This window comes from Collimonas pratensis, from assembly GCF_001584185.1.
Lineage (GTDB): Bacteria > Pseudomonadota > Gammaproteobacteria > Burkholderiales > Burkholderiaceae_D > Collimonas > Collimonas pratensis.
In genome coordinates this window covers 4,194,292-4,210,422 of the sequence record NZ_CP013234.1, presented here as the reverse complement: position 1 = coordinate 4,210,422, position 16,131 = coordinate 4,194,292, and the positions used below count along the sequence as shown (strand labels likewise).

The following is a 16,131-nucleotide window of genomic DNA, read 5'->3' as shown; positions in this document are numbered from 1 at the left end:
AACCGTAGGGTGGGCAAGAGTGCTCACCCGGCCGGCCATACACCGGCCCCCGCGCTAGACGCGGAAGGGCTCCAGCGTCTCGTCGAAGACACAGAATTCATTCTTTCCTGCACGCTTGGCCTGATACATGGCGATATCGGCCTGCGACATCAGCTGCGAAGTGGAAATCCCGGCCTGCGTATACAAGGCAATGCCGATCGACGCGCTTAGCTCGAACAGCCGCCCGTCGACGTTGAAAGGAATGCCGATCGCTGCCAGTAATTGACCGGCGACGCCGACCGACGCTGCGCGCGCATCGCCGAGATCGGTCAGCAAGATCACAAATTCATCGCCCCCCAAGCGCGCTACAGTATCGGTGCTGCGGCGCTCATCCAGCAAGCGCGCCGCCACCTGACGCAGGATGGCGTCGCCGGCCTCGTGTCCGAAGGCATCGTTGATCGGCTTGAAATTATCCAGATCGCAAAACAGCAGCGCAAAATGCGAACCGTCGCGCTGCGCGCGCGCCATTGCCTGCTGCAGGCGGTCTTCCAGCATGGCTCGGTTGCACAGGCCGGTGAGCGTATCGTGGTGCGCCATGAACGCCATGCGCGCCTCGCTCGCCTTGAGCGCGACTTCTTTGTCGCGTAGCCGCTCCACCAGATAATTGAAACCCAGCACCAGGCTACCGACCTCGTCGCGCCGCTGCACCGGCAACGGCGCCAGCGCGCGCTTGCCATCTGCCATGTCGCGCATTGCATGGGCAGCGTCGGTGAGTGGCCGCAAGGTGCGCGGCAACAGCAGCAGCATGAGGGTGATCATGCCGGCGAGGATCACCAGGGTATTACGCAGATAGAAACCGAGCATGGCATTGATCGGATGGAACACTTCCGCCGTCGGGATGCGCGCCACCACGAACCAGCCGGTGCTGGGCACGGTCACCATCGCCGACAGCTCTTCCACACCCTTGGCGTTGATGGTGATGCCGGTGCCGCGGTAGCCGGCCATGGCGCGGTCATGCAGCAAGTTGACGCCCGGTGGCGGCGTCGGCGTCAGCACCATCGCCGGGTCGCTGGCGCCGACGAACAGCTTGTCGGCCGGCGACACCAGCAGGAAGCCGCCGCTGACGCCAAGTTTGGTTTCCTGCAGGCGGTCGAGAAAGCCTGGGGTGTTCAGCACCACCACGCCGGCCAGCACCGCCACCACCTGGCGGGCCGCATTGCGCACCGGCACCGCCATCACCAGGATCGGTTCGTGAATGGCGCGCCCGCGCTTCGGCCGCCCCATCACCGGGGTGTCGGCATGTAGCGCCGCGCGGAACCAGTCGCTCGCGGAAAAGAGCAGCTCCTCGCGCCCGGGCACCGTTGGATACTGCGCCAGCACGCCCTTACCGTCCGGCGGCACCACTAGCAAACCGCTGTTGAACAAGGGATTGATGCGCTGCCGTTCGCGCAGCCAGGCCGTCAGCTGTTGCGGTTGCGATAGCAGCGCCGGCGGCAGCGCCGAACTCAGTTCGGTCAGCAGCGCGCGGCGCGCCTGGATGCTGTGGTCGATGTCGCGGGCGACATACGATGCCATCGAAAATTGCTGAGCTGCAACTTCATCCCTGAGCAATCCTTGGGCGAAGGGCAAGGCAAAAAACAGGCGCAAGCCGATGCCGGCCACGATAATCAGGATACCGAGGCCAATCAGGCGGAACTTGATGCTTTGGAACATTGGCATGAGGGAATGATACAGAAATCCGCTGTCGCCTAACGCAGCTGTGGTTTTAAAGCTGCATTGTTGCGGCAAGGCATTTCTCGCCCGCTGGCGCAGCGGGTTGCCGTTGCCCGGATGAGCCGATCCGGGTGCCTCCAATCGGGGAAGTCATTGCCCTATACCGGATTTACCCTACATACATTCGTTACCTGCTTATCTAGCATAGAGCTCGCTGTAATGGATATGCACCAGACAGCCGGCGCTTTCCCGGGCAGTGGCCTGGAATCGTGAGATCTCGCTAATACCGTATTCATGCGTGAATCCGTGAACAGTCTTGCTGCACGCCAAGAGCGCAGCCAACAGCGACGCCATCGGTTTCAACGCACAGGTCCCGCTGTTGCGGACCGAAGCGATTTTATTTGCAGCAGATTGAAAACAATATGTCATTTAACTTGAAAAAACACCTCCAGCGCTGGACCGTCCTTGCCTCGCTATTGCTCCTCACTGCTTGCGTCACGGTGCCGGGGATGCGCATGGAGCAAGCCGCTTCCGAGGAAGGCGGCAACCACGGCGCCGCCGCATTCAAAACCATCACGCCGGAACTGGTGCGCGAGGAGAAAGCTTTGGTGCAGCAGAGCAGCGGCCCCGACCTGACGCCGCTGATGAAGGCCTCGGCGCCCTATCTGATCGGCAATGGCGACATCCTATCCATCATCGTCTGGGACCACCCGGAACTGGCTGCGCCGGCCATGGCCGCGGCCCAGGCGACGGCAGCAAGCGCCGAGGGCAGCACCGCGCCTGGCTTCGTGGTTGACCAGAACGGCATGGTGCAGTTTCCCTATGCCGGGCTGCTCAAGTTGGCAGGTCTGACGGAGTCGCAAGCACGCGATGTGCTGACCGCAAAACTCGGACAGTACTTTAAAAAGCCAAACCTGACCCTGCGTGTGCAGGCTTATCGCAGCCAGCGCGTGTATTTGAGCGGCGAAGTCAAGACGCCAGGGATACAGGCAATCAACGATATCCCGATGACGCTGGCGGAAGCGTTGAGCCGCGCCGGCGGCGTGCTGGAGGGCGGCGACGCCAGCCAGATCGAGGTGACGCGCAACGGTGCGAATTACAGGATCGACCTGCCGTTGCTGATCAGCCGGGGAATGGGGCCGGCCGGCGGTATCCTGCTGGCCAACGGCGATGCGGTGCGGGTCTTTGCGCGCGCCGACAGCAAGGTGTTCGTGCTGGGCGAGGTAACGCGTCCGCTCACGCTGGCCTTGCGCGACGGCCGCATGACGCTGGGCGAGGCGCTGGGCGAAGCCGGCGGCTTGAATCCACTGACCAGCGACGCCCGCCAGGTCTACGTGGTGCGCGGCGCGGCCGGCGATACGGCGCAGCCTCAGGTGTTTCACCTGGACGCGCGCTCGCCGGCAGCTTTCGTGCTGGCCAATAATTTCCAGCTGAAGGCCAGGGATGTGGTGTACGTCGATGCCGCGCCGCTGGCGCTCTGGTCGCGCGTGGTGAGCCTGGTCATTCCTAGCGCACAGTCGGTCACCAGTGCGGTGCAGGCGGGGAAATGATGAATAACCTCCTGGTGATCTGCATCGGCAATATCTGTCGCAGCCCGATGGCGCAGGGCTTGCTGCACAAGGCTTTTCCGGACAAGACGATCCGTTCTGCCGGCATCGACGCCCTGGTCGGCTATCCCGCCGATCCGCATTCGATCCAGATCATGCAGGAGCAGGGCATCGACATCAGCGGCCACCGGGCGCAAAGGCTGACCGACCGCATGGTGCGCGAAGCCGATTTGATCCTGACCATGGATACCGAGCAGAAACGCTATATCGAAAAAAATTATCCCGCAGCCAAAGGCAAGGTCCTGCGCAGCGGCGAGTTTGGCGATTTCGATATCCCCGATCCTTATCAGCAAGACATGAGCAGCTTTCGGCAAACCTACCGCCTGATTTCGCAAGGCATGGCCGAGCTGGCCAGGAAAATCGTGCAAATCGGCTGACAGGCTTGCATCCGCCCATGTTCTTTTACATGAGACGGCAATGCCTGTTGCATCTTTCTTCAAGAAAGTAGCAACCACTTCTATAGAAAAACAGATCTAACATGAACGCCCAACAACATTCCGCGGCAGACGATTCTTCGGCCGACGAGTTCAGCTTCGTCACTTTTCTCGATGCAATCTCTGACCATCGCTGGCTGGTGATCAGCATTTTCCTGATTGCCAGCCTGCTGGGAGCCGGCTATGCGCTGATCGCCAAGCCGGTCTACAGCACCGATCTGCTGGTCCAGGTGGAAGACAGTCCGAATACCTCCAAGAACTTGCTGGGCAGCCTGTCGTCGCTATCGTCGCTGGTGGATGTGAAGGCCGATTCCGCCGCCGAAATCGAGATTCTGCGTTCGCGCACCCTGGCCTCGCAGGCAGTGGACAGCCTGCGTTTGAACGTGTTTGCACGCGCCAGGTATTTTCCCTTGATCGGTTCCTGGATCGCTTCCGGCCAGGATCAACTGTCTACGCCAGGCTTGTTCGGATACGGCGGTTACGCTTGGGGCGCTGAGAAAATCGAAGTGGCGCGCTTTGAGATTCCGAAATCGCTGGACGATCAGGACTTCGTGCTGACGGTAACCGCGCCGGGTCATTTCATCTTGCGCCAGAATGCCCATCAGATAGTGCTGGAAGGTGAAGTTGGCAAGGAATTGAATATTGCGATCGGCGAAGGCAATATCGTACTCAAGGTCGCTGCACTGAATGGCAAGCCAGGAGCCAAGTTCATCTTGCGCCATGCATCGCGCATGCAGACTGTCGCCGAGCTGCAGAAATCCATGACCATCGTGGAAAAAGGCAAAGGTTCCGGCATCTTGAACATCAGCCTGCAGGGCCATGATCCCGAACTGATTGCTCGCACCCTGAACGGCATCGGCCTCGATTACGTGCGCCAGAATGTCGCCAGGAAATCGGAAGAGGCAGAGCAGACGCTGGCTTTCCTCGACAAGAAGTTGCCGGAGCTGCGGGCAGAGCTGGAACAGTCCGAGAATAAATACAACCAATTCCGCAACAGCAGCAGCACGATCAATCTGGGCGAGGAATCTAAGCTGATGCTGCAGCAGAACGTGGCGGCGCAGACCAGGCTGATCGAACTGAAGCAGAAAAGAGAAAGCTTGCTGATCGGCTTTACGAGCGACCATCAGGCGGTGATCGGGATCAACCGCCAGATCGCCGACATCAACGACGAACTGCAGAAATATTCCGCCCAGATCAAGCGTTTGCCGTTGTTGGAACAGAACTTGTTTCGCCTCAACCGCGACGTCAAGGTCAACACCGATCTGTACACGGCCTTGTTGAATTCGGCGCAGCAGCTGCGTCTGGTGAAGGCGGGCAAGGTCGGCAATGTACGCATCATCGATCCGGCGCTGGTGCCTGAGCATCCGCTCAAGCCGCATCGTTCTGTCATTGTGCTGCTGTCGATGGCGCTGGGGCTGTTTGCGGGCATGCTGTGCGCCATCGTCAAAAAGCTCGTGTTCGACGGCGTCAGCGATGCTTTTGAAATCGAAGAGGCGCTGGGCGTGACCGTGTTCGCGTCGATTCCCCGTAGTAAAAAGCAGGAACAGCTGTTCCAGAAAATACATGCCAAGGCACCATCGATTTCCGTGCTGGCGCAAAATTTTCCTACCGACATGGCGGTCGAAGGCTTGCGCGGCCTGCGCACGGCCTTGCAGTTTTCGATGCTGGAGTCGCGCAATAATGTCGTGCTGATTACCGGCCCCACGCCTGGCCTGGGGAAATCCTTTGTTGCCGCCAATTTTGCCGCCGTGCTGGCAGCCGCAGGCAAGAAAGTGTTGCTGATCGATGCGGATTTACGCAAGGGTTATCTGCACCAGTATTTCGGACTGGAGCGCGGCAACGGCCTGTCAGACCTGATCACGGCCAGCGAGGACATAGACCAGGTACTGCACAAGGAGTTGCTGGAAAACGTCAGCTTCATTTCCACCGGCCAGCTGCCGCTCAAACCGGCGGAATTGCTGTCGCATCAGAATTTCGGCAAGCTGCTTGAATCGCTTTCCGCCAATTACGATTACGTCCTGATCGACACGCCGCCGGTGCTGGCGGTTTCCGATGCGGTGATTGCCGCCGCACATGCCGCAACGGTTCTATTGATTGCACGGGCGGAAGTCAGCGGCACGGGAGCGATCAAGGAAGCCTTGAAACGCCTGGCTCAGGCAGGTATCTCATCGCAGGGAGTGGTGCTCAATGACGTCAAGCTGCGTTCCAGCCGCTACGGTACGCGCGACGGCCGCTATCGGCAGGAGAAGTATGTCTATTGAGCAAGCGACTCTTGTTCTATCGGCAATCAAGACGGAAGCATGTTTTTTGGTGAAACTGGTGCCGGAGAGAGGAAATTGATTCTGTTTAAAATCAATGGGTTACTTATTTAATTTGTAAAGAGTGGGGATGGTGAAAATAATTTTGAAAAGTGCGGCCAGAGATGCTGAAGGTTTGTCGCTATTTCGAAACAAATTCATATTTCGGCCAAGTATAGCAACGCAGATCTAATTGTCTCGTTAGTTCAAGGGGACCCCTCGGGAAAACGGTAACATTGGTAACTTTTTTTGAAAATCGGCCGCAAAGCCTTGCAACATAAGGCTTTGCAGGTTTCGATAAAAGGTAACTTCGGAGTAACATCGGGGTAACATGGTTACCATAATAGAAGGTAATATAGATAAAAAATAATAGTTATATATATCAATGACTTAGATATAAGTTACCTTTAAGGTTACGAAAGATTACCTTTCAAAGGTAACCACCTAAACCTATATAAATCAGGTGCTTACAAACGGAAAACAGGGTAGGTTACCAAGGTTACCTTTTCCCCGAGGTCAAACCTAAAATCAGCTTTTCATCGCCCACGCCAAGAGCTCATTTTTACCCCTACAGGCGCGTCATTTTGCGTCACTTTTTTTCGACGCATTATGGCCCTCAGACGGTTGGTTTTTCCTATGTGCGTCACTTCCAAAAATTTGAGTCGGAAGCGAGCTATTTAGCGGGCAGGCGTGGTGGATGGATGACTGCGCGCGGGGTGTAGATTTGTGTGCCGAATTGACTCATTTTGCGGTTGGTGATTATCTAGCAAGGCGGCTGATATGCGCGCAGCACATATTGCGTCCAGTATAATCTCGGATCAACCCACGTTACATAAATGGAGCAAATGGAGATGCAATTCCACATCGACGTCTAATTTTTCAATCAAATAGGTTGATCCGGAGTCATCGTCCTGTTCGTCACGCAGTTCGTAAATAGCTGACTGATGTGTGTTGCGACAGGCAGTAAACGACCGAGGCTGTGTGAAAACGCATCCAGTTAGTAAACTATTTCTCGATACAAGCGTCAAATCGACATTGCATATTTGATCGAGGCTTCGATGAAACGCTTTGTCCAGGGAACGGATCGCACGCAGAGTATCCTGCTACCAGAGCAGCTCGAGGATTACGTCAGTGAAGATAACCCGGTCCGAGTCATCGATGTCTTTGTCGATTCGCTTGATCTTGAATCGCTTGGTTTCGGTGGCGCGAAGCCAGCGCAGACCGGACGGCCGTCTTATCATCCCAGCGTGCTGCTGAAGATTTATATCTACGGCTATCTCAACCGTGTCCAGTCAAGCCGGCGCCTGGAACGCGAAGCACAACGCAACATCGAGGTCATGTGGTTGACGAGTCGCCTGACACCGGACTTCAAGACCATTGCCGACTTCCGCAAGAACAACGGGCCAGCGATCAGCAAGGTTTGTCGTCAATTTGTTCTGATGTGTCGCAATCTCGATCTGTTTGCCAATGCCGATATCGCCATCGATGGCAGTAAATTCAAGGCGGTCAACAATCGCGACAAGAACTTCACCGACAGGAAGCTTCAGGCACGAATCGAGCAACTCGAAGCCAACATTGCACGCTACCTCGAGGAGCTTGATCGTGCCGACCGCCAGCCAGAGTTAGTGCCTGAGGCCCGCGTCTCACATCTGAAGGAAAAAATTGCCTCCATCAAGAAGCAGATCGAAGGATTCAATGAGATCAACAAGCAGCTGCAGCAGACACCAGATAAGCAAATATCTCTGACAGATCCGGATGCCAGATCCATGGCCACGAGTGGCCGTGGCACAGGCATGGTGGGCTACAACGTCCAGACTGCGGTCGATACCAGAAATCATCTGATCGTGTCGCATGAGGTGACCAATGTCGGGCACGATCGAACGCAGCTAGCGTCGATGGCGGCACAAGCGCAAAACGCAATCGGAAAGCAAGATTTGACTGTGGTCGCGGACCGCGGCTATTTCAGCGGAGCGGAAATTCTCGCATGCGAGAAGCTTGGCGTGACGCCGCTGGTACCGAAACCTCTGACTTCGGGCAACCGGGCACAAGGCCTCTTCGATAAAACGGATTTCATTTATCTGGCGCAAAGCGACGAGTACCAGTGTCCGGCCGGACAACGAGCTATCTGGCGTTTCACAACAATCGAACACGGGTTGCGGTGGCATAAATATTGGTCGTCTGCCTGCCCGGCATGCCCAATCAAGGCGCAATGTACTACCGGCACCAATCGGCGTATCGCCCGTTGGGAACATGAGGATGTACTTGAGCGAATGCAGCGGCGCTTAAATGTCTGGCCCAATCCTGCCCGCTTACGCCGGCAGACCGTCGAGCATCCATTTGGCACGCTCAAGGCATGGATGGGTGCAACGCACTTCCTGACCAGGTCACTCCCACGGGTGAGTACTGAAATGAGCTTGCACGTACTGGCTTACAATCTGAAACGGATCATGGCAATACTGGGTACTCATCGATTGATTGCAGCCATGAGGGCCTGACGGCCTTTTTTTGCATCTCTACGAGATATTGTTCCTGCTAATTGAGCAGGCCTTTCGCAGCCGTTAAATATTTTTTTTGTCGCCGTGCTCCGTGCTAATGTTTTACGTGCAGGTTCGTTTCCAAATTGGATCGAAGACGAACGCGCTCACCTGAGAAATGATTTTGCGTTTTTACACAGCCTCGACCCAAAGCGGAAGTAGCCGCTATATTGATAGCGGTCGTTCACTGTAAGCATTGCGCTAACCGCCGCGTTGACCAATAGGCGATACATCTGCCAAATTTTAGAATTGCAGTCATTCAATTCTTTTTTTCATCGCTAGACTGTGGCGGGACAACGGGGATGAGCCGTTGAAACTCATCTGGTGAGTTAGGTGTGGTAATAGGAAAAGGTGCTTTAGCACCTCCCGCCGATTGCCATCCACCTTTTATTCGAACCAGCACTGGGCATCCTTGATCCAACGAGTCAAATGGCGTCCTAACAAACACTTTCAGATGCAATACTTCCTGACGATAGAACCCATTTATTTCCTTGATTTCACTGGCTGAAACCACTCCCGAATGAGAGTTAAGTTCATGCCCGTGATCTTGTACATTGCTAATAACATTGGCTTCTTTGATTTCCAGAGGTAGTTCGTTCAACGGTATTTTTTCCCAAGCTTGGCCCTCATATTTGAAGATCACGTAAGGCGGATTGGGACGTCCCCATTTATTGAAAGAGGTGCAACCAACAGGAACCGTGACCATATAGGGCGTACCATGAACGACATCTATCGCCAACAATCCTAGACTTGCACTCCCGGGTTCATTGTTTATTTCCTCCGTCCATACGATAGATTTATTGGTATTAGGCAGGATGAAAGAAATTGACTCCTCTTTGACTGGAGATGGCTGACCAATTTCATGACGCCCCCCGTAGCTTTGGGACCGTTCCACGATCAGCTTTTGTCCGTCATGCAGCAGCACTTCTTCTTTCCAGCTATCGCCACCGAAGCCAAAGAATCCTGCACTTGCATGCATACTGGCCGCCAAGAGCGATATTAATCCGATCAATTTAAGTATCCGCAGTCCACTTGCTTTACTCATATAACTTTCCTGATCCGATAAGGTTTGCTATGTCGGTTGTATGTATTTCCGAACATCGAATAATTGACATTGATATACCAGATTCACAGGTTGATCGGATAGCTGCTTTTGGCCGATAGTGGAAATTAACTGCCCGATTTCAATGAAATTTCACTCATTGCCTTGCGAAGCATAGGTCTGGTGTACAACTCTTCATTCGTACCAGGGGGTTGCCCAGGGTGCAAGTATTCACCTTCGTCAAATGCTCTATATATGGCCCACGAAAATTCCGAAAATTTCTCAAGGCGTGCCCAGGAAGACAAACAGTTTATTGCACAGTCTGCTATGTCGAAATCCAACGAATTATCTAGATAGCGCTCCGCCACCATTTTGGCGAAGCTATCACAGAACGCGTTTCGGGGACCACCATGCGAAGCCAATGCCAAGTCAAATGCACCAACATCTGGCTGAGTATTTTTGTCGATTTGTTTAAGGATATTTTCTATGTTCATTTTCGAAATTCGAATGACCGTTGCTGGCCGCTGATTACTGCCTGTCGTCGCGCAGCTTCATGTCTGTTATTGAGATTCAAAGAAATAGGCACCAAGAGCTGCAAGACACGAAAGCATAAGTAAAATCCCAAGAATGCGAATTATCCAGCCCGTGACAATTGCATATCTCGGCGCATGAGTTCCGTCTGGGCTATTGAACCCTCCAGGGAGATCGTCTTCAAGTGTTGCCGCCCAACCGTTGATTAGGATTGCCACTACCACGATCAGAAATGCCCACCAGAATCTCAACCCTGAAATAGCTGCAACAACAGCCGCGAGCACTGCGACAACGAGCAACCAAACTGTGGGCCAAAGTCCGCGTTTCATGGCAGCTTTCGTGTTGAATGTTCGAAAACGCCAATCTAACATGAATGTTTTTTAAACACACCATTACGAACGTCGGCTAACGAGAACAGTTTGCGACCGGCAGGTGGTGGCTGAACTGCGTCATTTTGCCCAAGAGCTTGGGTGAGCAATGACGCTAAGCTGGCACTGTGCTTCCACACAGTTCAAAAAATTTTCCAGCTTGAAATCGTACACCAATCAAATGTTCTTCATCCCATTCGGCTTCATAGCCGAGTTCAGTCGTCATTGTCCCGCCTATTGGACCGATAACGACAAATTGTAGGTTTGCCCTGGTCAACACATCCTTTGGCGATTTAATGTTCTGCAGATTTGAAACAGGATATTCGCCCGCTGCTATTGCCTCAAAATAAGGATCAAAGTGTTCAAAGAGCGCCTGCTCAATAATCGGCTGCCACTCCGGAAATAATGAAACAACTTGGTGAGCTTCAGCAAGTGCACTAGTATCCGGACCATCTTTGGGACCTGCGACCGCCAATGGAACGTCCGCGCATGAACCAAGTTTTATTGTGCTTCTCCAGAAACCACTCGACCGGGAGAGTTCTCCGAAATGTGTATCAGAAATTTTTCGCGATTTAAATAAATCGAACATTAGACAATTTCCCCTGAAATTTCCCGGTCTTGGCTTAGCCTACCGACGCACATGAATGGCCATATAGAATCTAAGTCACGTTGCCAATTGAATTGTAAGATGGGCGGAAGCTCCTGGCCGTTTTGAGCCAGTCGCGACAGACTCAATTCCCCCACTGCAGTCATTGAAAACCAGGCTGATGGCGACGATTATTTAGCTGCTTTTAACTGAGTCCACTCAACTGCAGTCCCATCCCAGTTACCTTCTGGCTCACTCTGCCAGAATCTACCACGTACGTAAATTCGACAAGCCGGATCAGTCTCTAATCGCCCATCTAGCGCATGTTTTAGCATTTCGTGCCGCGATCGATCTTCTGGAAGAGCCGGATGTGAATCAATCGACACTTCACCTTTCTTGAACTTCACTTGCCAGCGTGTCCAAATTTCCCAATCCTCGATAACTAGCGCGAGTAAGTTACTTTCAATTGGAGATAGAAAATATGTGTCTCCATATTCGTCTGAGCTGTGATCAAACTCCGCCTCATATATGTGCGGGACTCCATTGAATTCTGCAACGCCACGTCGAGGACCGTCGTAAAAGTCATTTACTGTCAGCACGCGATTCATTTTCATTCATTCATATAAATTTTGATGGACGGCTTAAGCGTCAAGGACTCCGGGCAATTGCATCGACCCAGCAAGAGACCGCTTATGGCCGTTTCGAGCATGCCGCGGCAGGTTGATTCGCCCCTTAGTCGACAGTCAGGTGGTAATCCCCCCATTTTTAAGCAAAGTTAAAAGTAGAGGCTAAGCCGCAAGGGCCAATTTCTGCTTCGGGGTGATGCCGCCGAGCGCCATGTTCGGGCGTTCGTGATTGTAAGTCCAGAGCCATTTCGTCGCAAATTCCTGAACCTCCTCGACGGATTCGAACAGGTAATGTGCGAGCCAGTCATAGCGAACCGTTCTGTTGTAGCGCTCGATATAAGCATTCTGTTGTGGCTGTCCTGGTTGAATAAAACTGATTTGGATGCCGTGCTTTTCCGCCCACGCGGCCAGTGTCGAACTGATGTATTCGGGCCCGTTGTCACAGCGGATCGTCGTCGGCTTTCCCCGCCATTCGATAATTTGGTCAAGCGACCGAACGACGCGGGCTGCCGGCAGGGAGAAATCGACGTCAATGCCTAAGCCTTCACGATTAAAATCGTCAATGACGTTGAACAGGCGGATGCTACGCCCATCCGACAATTGATCGTGCATGAAGTCCATGGACCAGACGTCGTTGATCGACGTTGGTACCGACAACGGTTCAGGCTTTGCTCTGGTAAGCCGCTTTTTTGGTTTGATTCGCAAATTCAACTCTAGCTCTCGATATATCCGATAGACGCGCTTGTGGTTCCAGCCGAATCCTTTGACATTGCGCAGATACAGGAAGCAAAGGCCGAAGCCCCAGTTTCGCTGGTTCGCGGTCAGCCGGATTAACCAGTCCGCGACACGCTCGTTATCTTCCGATAGCTTTGCCTTGTAGCGATAGCAGGTCTGGCTGATCGCGAAAGTCGCGCATGCGCTGCTGACGCTGATTCCATGCGCTCGGACTGCCGCCTGTGCCATCTCACGTCGGTGAGATGGCTTCACCACTTTTTTTGCATCGCCTCCGAAATGATCTCGGCCTTCAGCTTCTCTTCGGCGTACATCTTCTTGAGTCGACGGTTCTCATCTTCCAACTCTTTCATCCGCGTCATCATCGACGCGTCCATGCCACCGTATTTGCTCCGCCACTTGTAGAACGAGGCCGAACTCATTCCATGCTCACGACAAAGCTCCGGAACTGGCGTGCCGGCCTCGGCCTGCTTCAAGATGTTGATGATCTGACTTTCGGTAAAGCGTGATGTCTTCATGTAAAACTTCCTCAAAATCGCATTTAAGAAAATTCTACTTTTAACTGATACTTTTTTGTGGGGGGATTACCAGGCTTGGTCAACTACGAATTCAGCTTGCGCATCATCTCTTTCGCTGGGGTGCACTTCCTCGATCTCGACAGATGGCGGATAGGTACATCGAGATGCTGCAGCAGACGCTCGCTGAAGGCGAATCGGAAATCGCCCATTGAGAGTTCTTATGGCCTGCACTACTTGCAGCATCAGGAAACCTGAATGACAGCAACGGGTCGAAGTGGATCTGTCGCGACCGGCTCAAAACGGCCATGAGCCGCCATTCGTTCAGGCTCTCGATTTAATTTTTATTGACAACTTTATTCTAGCCATGCATGCCACCACCAATGGACGATGAGATCATCCTGAATGATTGCAATCCAAGTGAAGACACGCTTCGTCGATGGGCTTTTGATGACAATATTCTCCTAATCGATCAAGATGAAGACCTGATTCTCGGTCGCCGCGATTACTTTGCCATTCTTATCCCGTTAGCTGATGATCCAACATGCCCCAAGGCGGATTACATTCTCTCGAGTTTGGACTTTCATCTTATGTTCGTTATTCTTCGCGGCACCGAATTCCATCTTCGAGAAGTGCCAGAGGCAATCCAATTGGCACGGGCAGGAAAGCAACGGAAACTCCATGAATGGGCTGCGTTGCAAGAGAGACGGCTTGCCTATCGGCAGGGTAACGGCCCAGTAAATCGTGAAAAGGCACTTTCGATGGGGCAAGAGCTATTGAATGGTATTTGTCGGCAGGCCGAAATATCGATTTCGAGCGAAAGTTCGGATACCTGGACGGTGCAGTTGTCGGTTCCCCCGTCTCATCATCACCGGGAGTATTTGGTCATCAATAAGCAGGATGGTCAATTTGCTTTCTCCCGATACCGGCAGACATACAGAACAGTAGTCCGCACTCGGCTAGGAGCGGACAATTAAAATTCTCATCAAAATATGAACTCCACCGAAATTTATTTCAAGGTTGTCGACTCTGCCGACAGATTTGGGGCGGCGAATCCTCAGCAGCTGGAGTTCCTGTGTTCAGTGCTATCCAAGTGCGAATCTGACGCATTATCCGTAGCGCTCATAGATGTGTTTGCTAAGTGCGGAGTCATTAAAACTTCATTCGAACGCCAGGAACTGGCCGGCCGAATATTGGAAAAACTGAAGCCAAAATGTTTTCTTGTCCTAACAGACATCATTCGAAGTACCATCTCTCATTGGGATGTCAGCGTTGAGCAGTTTCCTCGTTACCTAGCTCATGTCTATGGGAAAGCTATTTTGATAGTGGCTTTGGAAAACAAGTTAGAGAATGAGTCGGATGAAAAAATAAAACATGCGCTTAAAACCATGCGCTGGTGGATTGGAGAGTAGTACCGATATTTCACACGGCCGGTATCGGCCGAGGCCGTGTAAAAACGCTGAATCCATCAAGGGAGCCGAGATCCACGTCATTTTAACGCGACATTGTTGATAATAGAGAGCCCTGCAAACGCGGCGGCTATTTCCCTTGGCCGAGTAAATAGCCGTCTCCAAACATATCTCCTGACGCTAAAAGCGCCTATGCGCTCATCACCTTCATCAAGGTTCCCACGCCCAGCACGTTGATCATCCGCTTCATGTTGTAAGCCAGGACATGCAAGCTCATCTCGGTGCTCACTCGGGCCTTGGTTTTGGTGAGGAAGTGCGTAGCACCCATCCATGCCTTGATGGTGCCGAATGGATGCTCAACAGTTTGCCGGCGTATTCGCATCGCCTTCGGCGTTCGTTCCAACCGCTCCTGCATGGCCTCCAGTACAGACTCATGCTCCCATCGTGTCACGCGCCGTTGAGGACTTGGCGTGCATGCGGATTTGAGTGAGCACTGCTGGCAATTCGAGCTCCAATAGCGGTGCAAATTCAAGCCTTTCTCTTTGCTCGTGAAACGCCAGATCAATCGCTCTCCGGCGGGACACTGATATTCATTGGCGCGTGCGTCGTAAATGAAATCCGCTTTGCCAAACCGACCTTCAGCAGAGGCATTGGAGGTCAGGTTCTTCGGGACGATCACGTTGATGCCGGCTTGTGTGCACGCCAGGATCTCTTCTCCTTTGAAGTAACCACGATCAGCAACTACGGTCAGCGATGCGGTGCCAATCGCTTCTTGCGCTTGCCGGCTCATCGAGTGCAGTTGATCCCGGTCGCTCCCGATGTTGGTCACCTCGTGCGCCACAATCAGATGATGCTTTGCGTCGACCACCGTTTGTACGTTGTAGCCAACGACGCCTGTACCACGCGTCTTCATCGACCGTGCATCAGGATCGGTTTGGGAGACTTGTTGATCCGGCGTCTTCTGGAGTTTTAATTGGATGTCTTCAAGCTCTCGCATCTGCGCCTTGAGCGCTGCGATATTCTCATGCAGTCGAGTTGTCGTGAGTTGCTTGCGGTCCGGCTCTTGGCGATCCGCCGTGTCGAGGGCTGTCAGATAGCGATCAATGCTCGCTGCGATCTCTTCCATGCGCCGTTGCAGCTTGGCGCTGGTGAAGTTGCGGTCGCGGTTGTTGACGGCTTTGAATTTGCTGCCGTCAATAGCGACCAGCGCTTCAGAGAACAGGCCAAGTCGCTGACACAGCACGACGAACTGCTTGCATACATTGGAGATGGCACGGCCATTGTCTTTGCGGAAGTTGGCGATAGTCTTGAAGTCCGGCGCCAAATGCCCTGTCAACCACATCAGTTCAATGTTACGCTGCGCCTCTCGTTCCAGGCGACGGCTTGATTGGAGTCGATTGAGATAGCCGTAGATGTAAATCTTGAGAAGAACCGATGGGTGATAGGCCGGACGTCCTGTTTGTGCAGGCATTGTTCCTTCGAAACCCATTTGCACCAGGTCCAGTTCATCGACGAAAACATCGACTACCCGCACTGGGTTGCTATCGGCAACGTAGTCGTCCAGTTGCTCGGGAAGCAAAATGCGTTGACTGCGATCCCGCCCTTCAATGAAGCGTTTCATAGGTGTACCTCGAACAGAGTCATCTGTCCGTGTGACATGGATCGCCGCAAATCGTTTACTTCCGATTAGAATTAGCGCTCAACAGCGTTTTTACACAGCCTCGGCCAGAAGCGGACACCTTCCTGTCAGGCTTGAAA

Annotated in this window: 14 protein-coding genes; 6 read left to right on the top strand and 8 right to left on the bottom strand. The window is 53.3% G+C overall.

Annotation, left to right across the window (positions count from 1 at the left end; translation table 11 throughout):
* Nucleotides 1-54: 54 nt before the first annotated feature.
* A complete protein-coding gene (locus CPter91_RS18680) occupies nucleotides 55-1,698 on the bottom strand; it encodes a diguanylate cyclase domain-containing protein (RefSeq protein WP_082793001.1) in 1,644 nt (547 codons plus the stop codon).
* 428 nt (nucleotides 1,699-2,126) lie between these two features.
* On the opposite strand from CPter91_RS18680, the gene CPter91_RS18675 reads away from it, so the two are divergent.
* The 4 genes from CPter91_RS18675 to CPter91_RS18660 all read left to right on the top strand — a co-directional run bounded on the left by CPter91_RS18675 (nucleotide 2,127) and on the right by CPter91_RS18660 (nucleotide 8,525).
* Nucleotides 2,127-3,242: a polysaccharide biosynthesis/export family protein gene (locus tag CPter91_RS18675; RefSeq protein WP_236905857.1), complete on the top strand. Its 1,116-nt coding sequence runs from the start codon at nucleotides 2,127-2,129 to the stop codon at nucleotides 3,240-3,242.
* The gene (locus CPter91_RS18670; RefSeq protein ID WP_061942793.1) at nucleotides 3,239-3,676 is read left to right on the top strand and encodes a low molecular weight protein-tyrosine-phosphatase; all 438 of its coding nucleotides are present in this window, start codon (nucleotides 3,239-3,241) and stop codon (nucleotides 3,674-3,676) included. Before CPter91_RS18675 ends, CPter91_RS18670 begins: the two co-directional genes overlap by 4 nt.
* Before the next feature lie 101 nt (nucleotides 3,677-3,777).
* Nucleotides 3,778-5,994 carry a polysaccharide biosynthesis tyrosine autokinase gene (locus tag CPter91_RS18665; RefSeq protein WP_061942791.1) on the top strand — a complete coding sequence of 739 codons (2,217 nt, stop codon included), beginning with the start codon at nucleotides 3,778-3,780 and terminating at the stop codon, nucleotides 5,992-5,994.
* Nucleotides 5,995-7,088: 1,094 nt separating this feature from the next.
* Nucleotides 7,089-8,525, top strand: a complete 1,437-nt coding sequence (locus CPter91_RS18660) for an IS1182 family transposase (protein WP_061946405.1) — start codon at nucleotides 7,089-7,091, stop codon at nucleotides 8,523-8,525.
* A 298-nt stretch (nucleotides 8,526-8,823) separates the two neighbouring features.
* On the opposite strand, the gene CPter91_RS18655 is transcribed toward CPter91_RS18660, so the two are convergent.
* The 6 genes from CPter91_RS18655 to CPter91_RS18645 all read right to left on the bottom strand — a co-directional run bounded on the left by CPter91_RS18655 (nucleotide 8,824) and on the right by CPter91_RS18645 (nucleotide 12,967).
* Nucleotides 8,824-9,609: a hypothetical protein gene (locus CPter91_RS18655; RefSeq protein WP_061942790.1), complete on the bottom strand. Its 786-nt coding sequence runs from the start codon at nucleotides 9,607-9,609 to the stop codon at nucleotides 8,824-8,826.
* Between the two features lie 125 nt (nucleotides 9,610-9,734).
* Nucleotides 9,735-10,100 (bottom strand): hypothetical protein, encoded by a 366-nt coding sequence (locus CPter91_RS18650; RefSeq protein WP_061942788.1) that lies wholly within the window; start codon nucleotides 10,098-10,100, stop codon nucleotides 9,735-9,737.
* 66 nt (nucleotides 10,101-10,166) lie between these two features.
* Nucleotides 10,167-10,466 carry a hypothetical protein gene (locus CPter91_RS26645; protein WP_150119749.1) on the bottom strand — a complete coding sequence of 100 codons (300 nt, stop codon included), beginning with the start codon at nucleotides 10,464-10,466 and terminating at the stop codon, nucleotides 10,167-10,169.
* Nucleotides 10,467-10,620: 154 nt separating this feature from the next.
* Nucleotides 10,621-11,094, bottom strand: coding sequence for a DUF6985 domain-containing protein (locus tag CPter91_RS26640; protein ID WP_150119748.1), 474 nt, complete (start codon nucleotides 11,092-11,094; stop codon nucleotides 10,621-10,623).
* A 188-nt stretch (nucleotides 11,095-11,282) separates the two neighbouring features.
* Nucleotides 11,283-11,699: a hypothetical protein gene (locus CPter91_RS26635; RefSeq protein WP_150119747.1), complete on the bottom strand. Its 417-nt coding sequence runs from the start codon at nucleotides 11,697-11,699 to the stop codon at nucleotides 11,283-11,285.
* 180 nt (nucleotides 11,700-11,879) lie between these two features.
* A protein-coding gene (locus tag CPter91_RS18645) for an IS3 family transposase (RefSeq protein ID WP_099047310.1) occupies nucleotides 11,880-12,967 on the bottom strand; the annotation gives its coding sequence in 2 pieces (ribosomal slippage) (nucleotides 11,880-12,715 and nucleotides 12,715-12,967; 1,089 coding nt in all).
* Between the two features lie 380 nt (nucleotides 12,968-13,347).
* Here CPter91_RS18645 and CPter91_RS18635 point away from each other — a divergent pair.
* Both CPter91_RS18635 and CPter91_RS18630 read left to right on the top strand, forming a co-directional pair.
* Nucleotides 13,348-13,941: a hypothetical protein gene (locus CPter91_RS18635; RefSeq protein ID WP_061942785.1), complete on the top strand. Its 594-nt coding sequence runs from the start codon at nucleotides 13,348-13,350 to the stop codon at nucleotides 13,939-13,941.
* Nucleotides 13,942-13,956: 15 nt separating this feature from the next.
* A complete protein-coding gene (locus tag CPter91_RS18630; RefSeq protein WP_061942783.1) occupies nucleotides 13,957-14,376 on the top strand; it encodes a hypothetical protein in 420 nt (139 codons plus the stop codon).
* A 187-nt stretch (nucleotides 14,377-14,563) separates the two neighbouring features.
* Here CPter91_RS18630 and CPter91_RS18625 read toward each other — a convergent pair whose 3' ends face one another.
* Entirely contained in the window at nucleotides 14,564-15,994 is a 1,431-nt protein-coding gene (locus tag CPter91_RS18625) for an IS1182 family transposase (RefSeq protein WP_061935832.1), read from the bottom strand.
* Between the last annotated feature and the right edge of the window lie 137 nt (nucleotides 15,995-16,131).

Excerpts from the sequence above, each read along its gene's own strand:
- CPter91_RS18660 (WP_061946405.1), top strand. The coding sequence starts at position 7,089 with ATGAAACGCTTTGTCCAGGGAACGGATCGCACGCAGAGTATCCTGCTA.
- CPter91_RS18670 (WP_061942793.1), top strand. The coding sequence starts at position 3,239 with ATGATGAATAACCTCCTGGTGATCTGCATCGGCAATATCTGTCGCAGC.
- CPter91_RS18650 (WP_061942788.1), bottom strand. The coding sequence starts at position 10,100 with ATGAACATAGAAAATATCCTTAAACAAATCGACAAAAATACTCAGCCA.
- CPter91_RS18655 (WP_061942790.1), bottom strand. The coding sequence starts at position 9,609 with ATGAGTAAAGCAAGTGGACTGCGGATACTTAAATTGATCGGATTAATA.
- CPter91_RS18625 (WP_061935832.1), bottom strand. The coding sequence starts at position 15,994 with ATGAAACGCTTCATTGAAGGGCGGGATCGCAGTCAACGCATTTTGCTT.
- CPter91_RS18635 (WP_061942785.1), top strand. The coding sequence starts at position 13,348 with ATGGACGATGAGATCATCCTGAATGATTGCAATCCAAGTGAAGACACG.
- CPter91_RS18665 (WP_061942791.1), top strand. The coding sequence starts at position 3,778 with ATGAACGCCCAACAACATTCCGCGGCAGACGATTCTTCGGCCGACGAG.
- CPter91_RS18630 (WP_061942783.1), top strand. The coding sequence starts at position 13,957 with ATGAACTCCACCGAAATTTATTTCAAGGTTGTCGACTCTGCCGACAGA.
- CPter91_RS26640 (WP_150119748.1), bottom strand. The coding sequence starts at position 11,094 with ATGTTCGATTTATTTAAATCGCGAAAAATTTCTGATACACATTTCGGA.
- CPter91_RS18680 (WP_082793001.1), bottom strand. The coding sequence starts at position 1,698 with ATGCCAATGTTCCAAAGCATCAAGTTCCGCCTGATTGGCCTCGGTATC.
- CPter91_RS26635 (WP_150119747.1), bottom strand. The coding sequence starts at position 11,699 with ATGAATCGCGTGCTGACAGTAAATGACTTTTACGACGGTCCTCGACGT.
- CPter91_RS26645 (WP_150119749.1), bottom strand. The coding sequence starts at position 10,466 with ATGAAACGCGGACTTTGGCCCACAGTTTGGTTGCTCGTTGTCGCAGTG.